13 protein-coding genes and 1 pseudogene are annotated in these 11,799 nt (G+C 54.4%); 4 read left to right on the forward strand and 10 right to left on the reverse strand.

All coding sequences use genetic code 11. The features are described 5' to 3' along the window. Positions 1-919: 919 nt before the first annotated feature. Positions 920-1,678: pseudogene (locus ACR3FF_RS22740) on the forward strand (alpha-amylase family glycosyl hydrolase); the annotation flags it as partial. On the opposite strand, the gene ACR3FF_RS22745 reads toward ACR3FF_RS22740, so the two are convergent. Further along, positions 1,599-1,955 (reverse strand): universal stress protein, encoded by a 357-nt coding sequence (locus tag ACR3FF_RS22745; RefSeq protein WP_458190421.1) that lies wholly within the window; start codon positions 1,953-1,955, stop codon positions 1,599-1,601. The pseudogene ACR3FF_RS22740 and the gene ACR3FF_RS22745 overlap by 80 nt on opposite strands. Before the next feature lie 134 nt (positions 1,956-2,089). Next, positions 2,090-2,224 carry a hypothetical protein gene (locus ACR3FF_RS22750; RefSeq protein WP_458190422.1) on the reverse strand — a complete coding sequence of 45 codons (135 nt, stop codon included), beginning with the start codon at positions 2,222-2,224 and terminating at the stop codon, positions 2,090-2,092. Positions 2,225-2,303: 79 nt separating this feature from the next. Here ACR3FF_RS22750 and ACR3FF_RS22755 point away from each other — a divergent pair, with 79 nt between their 5' ends. Next, on the forward strand, positions 2,304-2,567 hold the full coding sequence (locus tag ACR3FF_RS22755) for a hypothetical protein (protein ID WP_458190423.1): 264 nt from the start codon (positions 2,304-2,306) through the stop codon (positions 2,565-2,567). A gap of 98 nt (positions 2,568-2,665) precedes the next feature. After that, on the forward strand, positions 2,666-2,923 hold the full coding sequence (locus ACR3FF_RS22760) for a hypothetical protein (RefSeq protein ID WP_458190424.1): 258 nt from the start codon (positions 2,666-2,668) through the stop codon (positions 2,921-2,923). A gap of 78 nt (positions 2,924-3,001) precedes the next feature. On the opposite strand, the gene ACR3FF_RS22765 is transcribed toward ACR3FF_RS22760, so the two are convergent. Both ACR3FF_RS22765 and ACR3FF_RS22770 read right to left on the reverse strand, forming a co-directional pair. Further along, complete coding sequence (locus ACR3FF_RS22765) at positions 3,002-3,262, reverse strand: bacteriophage holin (protein WP_458190425.1); 261 nt, start codon at positions 3,260-3,262, stop codon at positions 3,002-3,004. A gap of 1,307 nt (positions 3,263-4,569) precedes the next feature. Further along, complete coding sequence (locus ACR3FF_RS22770) at positions 4,570-4,842, reverse strand: hypothetical protein (RefSeq protein WP_458190433.1); 273 nt, start codon at positions 4,840-4,842, stop codon at positions 4,570-4,572. Positions 4,843-4,877: 35 nt separating this feature from the next. Here ACR3FF_RS22770 and ACR3FF_RS22775 point away from each other — a divergent pair, with 35 nt between their 5' ends. Next, on the forward strand, positions 4,878-5,342 hold the full coding sequence (locus ACR3FF_RS22775; protein ID WP_458190432.1) for an IclR family transcriptional regulator: 465 nt from the start codon (positions 4,878-4,880) through the stop codon (positions 5,340-5,342). Positions 5,343-5,856: 514 nt separating this feature from the next. On the opposite strand, the gene ACR3FF_RS22780 is transcribed toward ACR3FF_RS22775, so the two are convergent. The 6 genes from ACR3FF_RS22780 to ACR3FF_RS22805 all read right to left on the reverse strand — a co-directional run bounded on the left by ACR3FF_RS22780 (position 5,857) and on the right by ACR3FF_RS22805 (position 11,506). Next, positions 5,857-7,824 (reverse strand): archaea-specific SMC-related protein, encoded by a 1,968-nt coding sequence (locus ACR3FF_RS22780; protein ID WP_458190426.1) that lies wholly within the window; start codon positions 7,822-7,824, stop codon positions 5,857-5,859. A gap of 114 nt (positions 7,825-7,938) precedes the next feature. Beyond that, positions 7,939-8,565: a rod-determining factor RdfA gene (gene rdfA / locus ACR3FF_RS22785; RefSeq protein WP_458190427.1), complete on the reverse strand. Its 627-nt coding sequence runs from the start codon at positions 8,563-8,565 to the stop codon at positions 7,939-7,941. Positions 8,566-8,992: 427 nt separating this feature from the next. Further along, the gene (locus tag ACR3FF_RS22790; protein WP_458190428.1) at positions 8,993-9,367 is read right to left on the reverse strand and encodes a hypothetical protein; all 375 of its coding nucleotides are present in this window, start codon (positions 9,365-9,367) and stop codon (positions 8,993-8,995) included. A gap of 704 nt (positions 9,368-10,071) precedes the next feature. Continuing rightward, positions 10,072-10,548 carry a universal stress protein gene (locus ACR3FF_RS22795; RefSeq protein WP_458190429.1) on the reverse strand — a complete coding sequence of 159 codons (477 nt, stop codon included), beginning with the start codon at positions 10,546-10,548 and terminating at the stop codon, positions 10,072-10,074. A gap of 87 nt (positions 10,549-10,635) precedes the next feature. Further along, entirely contained in the window at positions 10,636-10,788 is a 153-nt protein-coding gene (locus tag ACR3FF_RS22800; RefSeq protein WP_458190430.1) for a hypothetical protein, read from the reverse strand. A gap of 4 nt (positions 10,789-10,792) precedes the next feature. Then, the gene (locus tag ACR3FF_RS22805) at positions 10,793-11,506 is read right to left on the reverse strand and encodes a universal stress protein UspA (RefSeq protein ID WP_458190431.1); all 714 of its coding nucleotides are present in this window, start codon (positions 11,504-11,506) and stop codon (positions 10,793-10,795) included. Positions 11,507-11,799 lie beyond the last annotated feature (293 nt).

The following is an 11,799-nucleotide window of genomic DNA, read 5'->3' on the forward strand; positions in this document are numbered from 1 at the left end:
CAACATATTCACGCCCCATCACAGCATCCAAGACAGTCTTCGTCTCATTTCGCGGTCTTTACCGTGTGAGGCGCAGCTTTTGCCGATGCAGTTATCGAGAGAGTGGACAACTAGCGATATTAAATAAATCGTTTTATTAGTCATTTCTCCAACAGACGAATATACCGGGGATGTTGAAGAGTTTTCCAAAACTATTTTCCCAATATATCGGTAGCTTCTGTGATGCCACACTTGGAGAGCATCCTCGCGACTTCAGAATTCACGTAATGACATGGACGACGTGCAGTAGTGAGACGACTGGTCGTTGCGACTGTCCACAAGCAAGACACCTCGAAGATGGATGTAGCCGAGTAGTACGGTCGCTGCCGCAAGACTTTTTGATTGAATCCGGCGATTTGAGGAGTACGCGACTCAAAAAGTAGCCAGCGGCAAGTCCCGCTCTGGTCGGCAATCGAAACTCGACCGTGATGATAGAGCCGAGGTCCACCATCTGTTACGTGAGCCACCTCCAAAAATCGGATACGACGCTGAGGAGTGGAGTCGATCCCTCGCTTAACGACTGTTGGACGAGTAGTTCGATGCCCTCACCTATTCGCGCGCGAGTGCTTATAGGCTACTTTCGATTATTGAGTAAAGTAATTTGAAACACAGGGTCATTTTCGACGTGTTAAGAGATGGGGCATCGATATCGGCTGTGATCACAAAGAGACGATTGCAGAGAGTTAGGTACGATTACTGGGCGACCTTGATGCCACTCTTCGAAAGCAGTCGAAGTGGTGATGTTGCGGACCACGAGCCAGGCGAGTTGCCGAGATTCACTGTTTAGACAACACGAATTATTCATCACATCGAAGGAGACAGCTGACAGACACCGTTCACAGTCGCCGCAATCAAGAAGTACGACGTTGTAGGCCTTCCCATGGGGGACGAGAGGGAATGGTGGAAGGAAGCGGTCGTTTACCAGATATATCCGCGGAGCATCTACAATTCGAACGAGGATGGAATCGGCGACTTGCCGGGCATCTGTGAGAAAGTCGACTACCTCGACGATCTCGGCGTCGACGTGGTCTGGCTGAATCCAGTGTACGACTCCCCACTCGTCGATGGCGGCTACGACGTTCGCGATTATCGTGCAATACACGACGACTATGGGACGATGGACGACTGGGAGACACTGCGAGATGAACTCCACGACCGAGACATCCGTCTCATCATGGATATGGTCACCAATCACACGTCAGACGAACACGAGTGGTTCCGCAAGTCTCGTCGAGAGGAAGGAAAGTATCGAGAGTACTACTGGTGGGTCGACGGTGACTCGGACAGTCCCCCGAACAACTGGGAGTCCTTTTTCGGCGGGCCAGCGTGGAGTTACGACGACCAGCGCGAGGCATGGTATCTCCATCTGTTCGACCAGAAGCAACCCGACCTCGACTGGCGAAATCCAGCCGTCAGGGAAGAGCTATACGACGTAATACGTTGGTGGCTCGAAAAAGGGTGTGACGGGTTCCGTTTCGACGTTATCAATCTTATCTCCAAACCATCGGCCCTCCCGGACGGCGGCCCCGATTCGAATCAGAAAGGTCGTGAGCACTTCATCAACGGCCCACAGGTACACGAATACATCCAAGAGATGTACGAACAGGTACTCCGTGACTACGACATAGTGACGGTGGGATCGCCTTGTACGGGACGCCGCGTGCAAAATAGGCCTCGGTCGTTCTGACGCCTGCGTCAGTAGCCTGTTCGACGACGTCATCAATTATATCCTGTGCGGCATCTTCGAGTGATGGGAGTATGTTTCCGACCTCGTCTTCTGCTGTGAGTGTATTCACGTCGATGACGTAGAGCGTATGTAACGCAGCGTCATACGTCGTTGCGAGTTCGATGGCCAACTCGACGGCTCGCTCAGCGCCTTCGCTCCCATCTGTCGGCACGAGAATGTTTTCGTACATGCACGATAGCGTTCGGTAACCTCATAGTTAATGATTTGTCCACGTATCCCAACGTTGATGGTCGGTTCTGTCTGACGTCTCCGACGCTGGCAGTCGATATTGGATGTCACAGCCACCTAGGTGACGAATGTTATCTAGGGCAAGACGATGTCCAGTAACGCGACGACGATACCGGCAACTGCCATCCGAACACCGGACACGTACCAGTTCTGATTCGAAATCGATCCCATGTAGGCACTGAAAATGAAGAGCAACCCGACGCCAATCATCACTGCGAACACGGTCGCGAGAAAAAGCGTCAGAACCGTATCGACGAAGAGAAACGGCGTTACTGGGAGAAGAATTTCGATGACAACTGGACTTCAATCTCCTCGTCCCCTTGCTGTGGTGGATCTCACGCTCATCTACTCCCGACTGAACTATCCGGACATCGACCGGGCCTTCTGGATGCCCTCCATTCCCGTCCTTCCCGTAGTGGGCGTTCTGGTCAATCTCGCGCCTATCTCGAATCTGCCATCGGTCAGGGTCGTCGTCGGTGCCGCACTCACCATCGGACTCCTCGTTGTGTACCTCGTCTGGGGGGTGCCCGATGTCGAAGAGCTTGGTGAGTAGGTCGTCTTGCCCAGCGTTCCCGGTCGACCGAACAGTAGCCCGGGGTCGCAACGGGCGGAGAGCCCGAAGAAGCGGCGCCAGACCGATTCAGCATTCTCGTGGCGCTCGCACGACCAGAGCGGGCGGCTCCCTACGTGCAGCTCGCGGCGATGCGTCGAGGGCAAGACGTCGAGCCACTGGTGCAAGTGCTCAACGTCACCCAAATTCCCGAGCAGACGCCCAACGAGATGGTTCGCGAGACAGCCCAGAAACGGGCCGCGCGAATCGAAGAGTATCTCTTCCTCATCTACCGCTATCTCCGACGCCACCTCGGGAAGCGGCGTGCATTTCGCCGCGTCATCGAGACTCCCCGGTGAAATGGAGGAGTAGTCGCTCCGGTGGTTCGAGAACCCGAATTCTTCTCGTGAGGAGAGACGAGACACAAGTCGTCATCGTCACTCTTGACGGAAGTGATTGTACAACCGTGCGAAGAGATACCCACCAGTGAGTGCGTCAAAAAACGCCCAGACGGCTCCGATAGCGAGTCCGGAGATAGTTTCGTTATATCCACGATACACGTCGGCGAGGAGCCGTTCCCACCGTTTGCCCCACCCAATCCGAGCGGTCAGACCGAGAACGACAACTGCACCCGCCCAGAGCATTCCACATGCTACTCCAAACGCCCACGGGTCAAGTCGAGACGTTTCAGAAGTCATTGGTGCGGATACGATGACGAGTAGCTTAAAAATTGGGCGACAAATCTCCTCAGTCCAGCGAACGCTCCGACTTGAGGAGACTGTGTCGACATCCCATAATGCCATATGACACCAATCTACAGCAAGTTCTGTGGTTTTGGACACGGAACGCTCTATATCGATTTGGCTGAAATTTTGGACGTATCGTCTCGTAGCTCTCGGAACTCGTCGAACTGGGAATGCTCGGAAGGATTGTTGTCGAAACGTTACAGTGTGCCAAAACTATTTACTTAAAAATCTTGTCGTTTTCTGTGAAGTCTAACCTGGAGAGCACATCGGCGACTGACCTCCAGAAGGTACTCGATGCTGTAGACGACGTGTAAGCGACGGAGCGGCTCCTGATTGCGATTGCCTCCAAGGGCGTCTCACAAAAGGAGCTAGCCGAATGGTACGTGCTCTCCCGCAAGACCGTTTCTCACTGGGGCCACAGATTCGAAGCAGTCTCCGTCCGGACGCTCGTGAGAAGTCCCGCCCAGGTCGGCCACCGAAACTCGATCGTTAGCAACGATACGAAGTCACTCAATTACTCCGTGAGCCAACTGCAAACGCCGGATTTGATGCCGAAGAGTGGAGAATACTACCCGTGCGACGCCTTTTGGACGAGCAATTCGAGATCACCTATTCGCGCACGAGAACCTCCAAATCACTTCGAAAATTGGGTAATATATTTTGAAATATATTACCATCATTAGACGAGGTGAGAGACACACCAGTTCTTGAGTCCGACAACCGTTGCTAGCTCGGATCGTCCGTTCAACAACGGGTGCAGTCGGTGGTGAAGCGACTGTGTGCTGAGGCTGACTTGGATGTCGACGATGGGTGCTAAAACCGCACGGTGCTCGTGGTGGACTCGGTGACGAGTTGTAACAGACGAATCCGACCGATACACAAGCGGCGCTGCGCCACTCGTCGATTGCAATCACGCAAAGAGCTACTTGCATATCGAAGCGGGTGATCAGTGATGTGTTCGATAGCACGCGAGGGGGAGAGGATGGTTGCCACGGAATGCTTTGTCGACCCTGAAGTCACGGGGTTGTTTTGGGCCTTTCTCAGGAGGGAACGCACTGTTCTTCTCATCACCACATTCATCGTCGTCCTCACTAAGCCCAGGAACGTACGAGAAGTCGTTACCGTGGCCTCGTGACCTAACTTCGGCGGGGTTGTCGAGATGAGCTCTGGCTCTTCGATGCACCGTTCCAGTGCTTCGATATCGGGTGAGACCCCGAACTTATTGCGGGTATAAGATATCACTCGTTGCGTGGATACGCTTATAAACTCCGTTCGAGTGCCGCGAGTTGTTCGTCCGTTCGATCGAGGTCACGATACAAATCGAGAAGCGGGTCGGGGTCGATATAGAGGAACGGACCCCTCGTCGTCATCTGCGCGAGCGGATCGCGTCCCTGTGCCTCGGCAGGCCGCTGGTCGTGCCAGTCCTGCGAGACGTTCGCTACGAGCCACGCGTCGAGGCGGCTTCGCATCTCGCCGGCCAGTTCAGGTCGCTCTTGAATCAGGTTCTCTGTCTCCGATCCACATCGCTGCATCCGGGATAAAGAATCTAGCGCACACGGCAGGGAAAATAGCGAACTTCGTAATATACGAGAACGGGTATGGAGTGTATGCAGACCAAGTCAACGCGACAGCGACAGAAGAACCACCAATGCCGGAATTTGCGAAGATTCCACTTCACGCCACTGCCGGAGGGAAAGCGATCTTAGCCTACCTTTCTGAGGAGGAGCGAGAGATGGTTATCGAAGAGTACGGGCTTCCTGCAGTGACCGAGAAGACGATTACCGACCGCGAGGCGCTGGAGAGTGAACTGCAATCTATAAGCGATCGACGCGTCGCATTCGACCGTGAGGAGTGCGCGTCCGGGTATCAGTGCGTTGGCTCGCCTATCGTGGATTCGAGTAATCGAGCCATCGGAGCGGTCAGCGTGACAGGGTCCATACAAGAGATGACGGGCAAACGGTTCGAAGAAGATATCACGGGACTCGTCGTGAGCACGGCAAAGTCCATCGAAAACGATTATCGCACGGCGTAGCTTGTGTCCGACTACGACCACGAAAATGGACGAACGGATTATGGTTCTCCGTTCTTCCAGAAATACTATCGTACACCTGTATCGTTTGATGTAGAAGCTCTAATACCACAGAGCGGGACGTGGGTTTTCACCCATCGTGAACGCGTGTTCGCTATGTCCCTCTACTCGGGATGCACCACCAGTCTCAGTGGAGTCGGTAAACCCGGGCAGAGCAGGAGGAGGTCACAGTCAAAGCGACGTGTTCTTCGACTGCGGGTGCGAGCAATTACGAACACGATGCGTCAGAGAGCTAACTTGAGAGGTCAAATCTACCGCGAATTACAGTGCACGCAGAACGCCAAAATCGCAACTCCCGGTAATAGGTCTCTGAGAAGGGTCGCGGAGTGAAGCGTAGCGTCATCGCGTGTTCGTTCACGAAGGACGAACGTCTTGTACTCGCATCGGATACGTTCGAATCCGATCCCCCTCGTTCTCTGACATTGGTCCGAAGCAGTGCGAGAAATTGAAATTTGACTTAGATTTCGGTCACGCGTTCGTATTCGTCGTCGAGGGCTGCCGCGTCCTCGGGGAGCAATGCAGCGACGAGGTACCCCGCGTGCTCGCTGAAGTAATCGACGAGCATTGCGATTCGATTCGAATCGATCGCTTCGAGCGAGTCGAGGAGAATGAACGGCACTTTCTCGTATACGTCGTGCACGAGATAACCCGCGAGCGCGAAAACGAGACCGGTGACTTCTCGTTCGCTCTCGCTGAGATGGTCGATCGTATCCTCGTACGTCGTTCCGGACTCCGTACTGCGAATCACGTGCAAGTTGAAGACGGTTTTCGTGACTTTCCTTCGCCCCTCTCGGACGTCCCGTTGGACGCGATCGATCCAGATGCGGTCGAGATTTTCGTAGTCGAGGATGTCGAGAACGGTCTCCATATGGCCGTTGAACTGGTCGACTGCATTCGCTTCGATCTGGTCGATACGAGTGCGCAGGTCCGCGAGTTCCTCCTGAATCGCTTCTCGTCGTGTCTCGAGTTGCTTTCGCTCGTCTAATTGAGACTCGATGGACTCGATTTCGGCTTCCACGTTTTCGAGATCAGATTCGAGTCGGCCCAGTTCGAACTCCAGCTGGTTCGCCTCCTTGTGAAGGTCTAGCACGTCACTGTATTCCTCTTGCTCGCATTCTTCGACTTCCTGTTCGAGCGTTTCGATCTCGTCCGTGAGTTCCGTCCGAGTCTCACGGAGTTCTTCGAGACGAGTCCTGCGCTCTTCGAGTTCGGATTCGAGTTGGCGGAGCTGTCGTTCCGTTCGCTCACGCTGACGCTGTGTCTCTTCGAGCGTTTGCTTTTCGTCTCTGAGGTCAGTTATCTCGGCGTCGAGTGACTTGCGCTCTGTAAATTTCTCCTGTCGAAGTTCGCGAAGCCGGTCGACGGTCTCCTCGATAGTTTGTTTTTCAACCTCCGACCCACACGTCCAGCAGACGACCGTCTCCGTGTCATCGACGAGTTGGTCGGTGACAGATTCGTTCGATGCTGACGGCGCGGACACGTCGTCCCCTTGTAGCGCGTTCAGTAGCTCGGGACTCGTCCCTTCGAGCATCTCTTCGTTGAACTGGATAATCGACTGGAGTTCAGACATCGTCGAATCCAGCCGTTGTTTTTGCTCACGGCGTTGTCGGATTTCGTCTGATAGCGTATCGATTTCGTCGACGTGCGTTTCCGAAAGGTCAGTTTCCTCTGCTTCGAGTTCGGTCACTTCGTCCTCGACTGCCTCGATGCTGTCTTCCTCCGTCGAAATCTTGAATCGAATATCTTCGAGGCGTGAGCGAGTGTCGCTTAGCTCGTCGAGTTTCTCCTCGAGTTCGGCCTTCTCGGCTTTCGTCTCACCGATATCTGCGTCTGCGGCTTCTAGTTCCGCTTCTTTGTCCGCAAGTTCGTTCCGTTTGTCCTCGATATCCGTTTCTAGCTTTGTTCGTTCTTCTTCGAGGCCAGGGAGTTCCTTCTCGAGTGACTCGAGCTCAGAAATCTCCTCGTCGATCTGACGTTTCTCAGACTCTAGCTGTTCGATTTCGGCCTGAATCGCGTCCGTATCGACGGGCCGCATGATGAGGTCACGAAGGTCGTCGCCGCGTGCAACAGCACGTCGGGCCTTGTTCGACTCGAGCAGGAATGCGAACAGGTCCGCGAGTTCGGAATCGTCCAGATATGGCTCGCCACTCATCGTGACCGTCCCGTTCTGACGAGTGAGTGTCCGCGTAAAGGTGTCGTCACCGATCGTTAGTTCGACCGTTCCTTCGTCGGCATCGGCTTTCAGTGACGACTGGTCGCTTCCGAGCGCCGCCATAATCGCCTGGAGGAACGACGTTCGATTCGTCGCGTTGCGGCCGGTGAGGGCGGTTACACCCGGTGAAATCGTAACCTTCGACTCGTCGATGCCACCGATGTTTCGGACACTCAGGGTGACCTGGGCGAAATCGTGCTGCGCTAATTTCATACAGATGCTTGTGCCTCTTCCGGTATAAAGGGACCTTATTCGGAGGCGGGGTATCACGACAGTCTCGCTGTGGTGATGGACGAGCTATTCGACGTTTCGACACGGGGACGTGAGTTACTCAGTTTCAGGAGGACAGTCACAGCCACCTTCTTGAAAGAGTTCATCGACAGAGTAGGAATTTCCACACGTATTGCAGACGACGCGGAGGTCGACGATCAGTTCGAAGTCACCGAGAGTCATCTCCCCCGCTTTTTCGAGATCCTCGAGCGTCGTTTCTGTGACCGCTACGGTCCGGCTTCGTAGTCGTTGAATCGTCTCGAATCCTTTTTCCAGTCGCTTCCCCTCTTTGTCCTGAGAAGGGTACTCGGCCTTCCGATATTTAGTGAGGAATGTATGGATGGCTTGATGAGAGACGAAGTCTTGTTTGAGTTGCTCGACGGTAAGCCCATCACGTTCGAGTGCGTTTTCTGTCTCTGTCTGCACCCCTTTACTGACGTCGTCACTCGTCAATAAGCGATACGTGTTTTCGACTTCTCCATCGAGAGTCGACACGCCCGCGTCATCTAAGGCGGCTCGAAGGACCTCTTGATTGAATACATCAGCTAGTTGCCTGAGACTGTACTGTTCGTCGGCAGCTCCGGTCCAGTACGTCTCCAGCGTGTCTCCCATGCCCGTTAGCCCGTACTCGTTGATAACTCGTTGCACCTTGCTCGTTTTTCCCGTTGACTGATTTTCACTCATGGCTCTTCCGTGCGTTTTCTTGGTCGCAGCTTAGGTCTGAAGTAACAAGACACTTTTCGTTCTCAGTCCATCTTCGGTCGAACGTGGGGGAGAGGGATGGATGGCGAGGGGTGGCTAAAACATTACACCCCTATATTTGTAATCATCAACTGATCCTGGTAAGCGAAATATCGGGCACAAAAGTGGTGGTATCGAGTTCGAATTCGATTGCGGGGGCGAATCGGGAAGCTAGCGTCCCCGATGATGCGTTCGATGCAGCGGGACTCGAGACGACTGACAGTACCCGCTCGAACTGGGCGATGAGTTTCGGCTCTAGCGACGACCGATTGGAGGCCGTGCGGTCGGTCTACAGGTTGATTGATAGCTCTCCGCTACGACAAGCGAGTCTTGAACCTGCTCAATCTCTCTTTGTGCAGAAGAACCTCTTTCACTTCGTCAAACAAGCCGTCTCGATAGTCTGAAAGCTTTCTGATGCTGCGGTGATAGATATCAGCCATCCAGCCGGCAACTGATCACTAAGCACCTTTAGCTGGCAGTCGTCGACCACTGAATACCTGTCAGCCTTCGTGAGGAGCGTGGCCGCAGCAGCACCCTTCGCGACTCCGGCATAGAACGTCGACGACTCGACGAGCAAGTGGACGACACCGAGAAGCGTCCTCTCCGATGCCTTCCCGGTCGTATTGGTGGACTCATTATCGAGATGGTTGGTAAGACAGAACCCGCATTTTGTTCGGTCAGCTGGGATCGATGCACCATAGGAACGGCACTCCCTCCTAACATCTTTGTGAGCCAGCGCACTCAATTGTTGTCGTGTGTACAACATAAGCCATAATCGGCCCATGTAGGATTGAACTCGATCCCATGACGCTAGTCAAGTAAAGTGATACTTTGGCATATATTCCTGAAGTGAATCACAGTACCTGACCAAACTAATCAGAATACTGTACAATCTTAGTTTCATCTTGTGACTGTGTCTCCTGTCCGAGATCATCCGTAAATAGGAGTCCGCGCACCGAGTCAGAGTCAAGCACGTATTCCGGAGGTTCGACGTACGAACCCGTCTTAGAGCGCTTTACGAATGTCATGTACTCCAGTAATTCACGCAGTCCTGTCACAGCATAGCCGATATTTTGGGTCTACTTCACCTCGCCGACGAACACATGTATAAGCTCGAATTCACCAATCCCTCCCCTATCATGACGTTCGGGAATAATATCGTGGTGACCATCCCAGAGCGCATCGCACCCACTGTGATTGAGGAGTTTCTGTGAGAGTGACTGCCATCGCGAGAGCACTTGGTTCACCCGAAACAGATACCCATCCGGTTCCACCGCATCAGGGTCTAACGATTCACGGAACGTGAGGTACTCACCAGTCGCGTCGTGCGAGATCAGAAACCACGACCTACAATAGTACCAGCTGAACGATGGCTCTGCATCGCTCGGTGTACTGGTTTGTGTGTGATATTCTTGCCGCAAATGCTGATACATTTCGTATGTGGGAAACTCATTCCGGGTTCCGTACGATGAGCACCGGCTGCCCGGATTGATCAATGATCCGCGTCGGCACGTCGCCGAGGATTTCTTCGACGAGTGATGGTTCCGTTTCGCCGATAACGATGACGTCGTGATCGGTTGTGGCGCCGACGATTTCGTTGACCAGTGACTCCGTGTTTACGTTCACGGTCTCGATACGATCCCTATTGACGCTGGCCTCGACGAGTTCTTCCACCGCATGCTCGAGTAAGATATCGCCAACGCTCGAATTCTCCTCCGGCGGTGCTGCGTGAAACAACGTGACCGACACGTTGCTCTCGTCAAGGGCCGTTCCGACGACAGTGATGATGCGGTCGATGTTTACATCGCTCCTGATCGGGACGAGCACGCGCTTGACGTCCTTGACATCGTCGGGGACGACGACGACATCACACTCGTAATCCTCGGCCACCCGATCGACCGTCACCGCCCGGTCGTGGGTGAACACTACGACCGTCTCGACGTCGGCACCGTCACCAGGAAACTCCGCAGCGAGCTCCTCGATGCGCTCTATCGCCTCCGCTTCCTTCTCGTCCTAGAGTTGGGCGGGCGTTGTCTGGTCGGGCACTGGATACCAACCGACGAGGACGACCTTTACTGGATGGAACAGTTCCAGTAGGTCGGGGTCGGGGCGTTCCTCCGTCGAAACGTCGACCGGAACCAGAACAGTAGGTTCGTTCTCCTGCATGATATCAGCGCTCCTTGCGGATGACGAGCACGGGGCGGCCTGTTCGATCCTGGAGACGGTTCGGCATGTCCCCGAGCAATCGCTCGCGGATGCTTGGTTCGTCCTCTCCCATGACCACGAAGTCATGCTCCTCGGCCAGATCGAGCAGGTGGCTCTCCTGTGTCCCTTTGCTCGTGTCCTCCCAGGTAATGCGTTCGCGGTTGAGACCACGTTCGGTCAGCCAGTCCGTTGCCCCGCGCAGGTAGAGTTCCGATCGTTTGCTCCCTTTTTCTCGACTCTCGACGTGGAACAGTGTTACTTCGGTCTCTCCGGCCTCCATAAGCAGTCCCACCACCTCTAGAACGCGGAACATGTTCTCTTCCCCCTCGAGTGAGACGAGGATGTTGTCGAGGTCCTCGATCTTCCCCGGGACGAGCACGGCGTCACATCCGTACTCGTTGACGACGCGGTCGGTCGTCTCAACGAGGTCACGAGTGAAGACCAGCACCGACTCGACATCGGCCCCCGCTTCGATGAACGAGCGAACGACTGGTTTCATCGCCGATTTCGCCTCCTCCTGGTAGGTATCACGGAGCTGCTCGGGTGCAGTTTGGTCCGGCACCGGATAGTATCTGAGGACGATAATGCCCATCGGACATAGCGCCTCTACGAGCTCCAGCGGTAGTTCCTCCGGATCAGACGTGTCGATCGGGATAAGTACCTGGGGACTCTCGCTCATGCGTACTCACCGTATCGTAAACCGTGCGAGTTTCCGTTCGGACACGCCACGCTATGCTTCGAAAGTCGAGTCGAACCGCCGGCCGCTTCTGGATGTGTTCGTTTAGTCATTGGGTTCCGTCATCTCCGTGGACGATGTTGTGGTCCCGTCACCCACCTCGAGGTGGAAGTCGACTAGTGCTTCACAGAAGATTTAGGTGGACTCTGAGTAGGGAAGGTAATGACTGGACGGGAGAAAGAGATCGTCCGACACCTGAGTGAGGACGATCTCGACCGCTTGCTCACACAGACTGA

It is taken from the genome of Haladaptatus ordinarius (assembly GCF_054177595.1).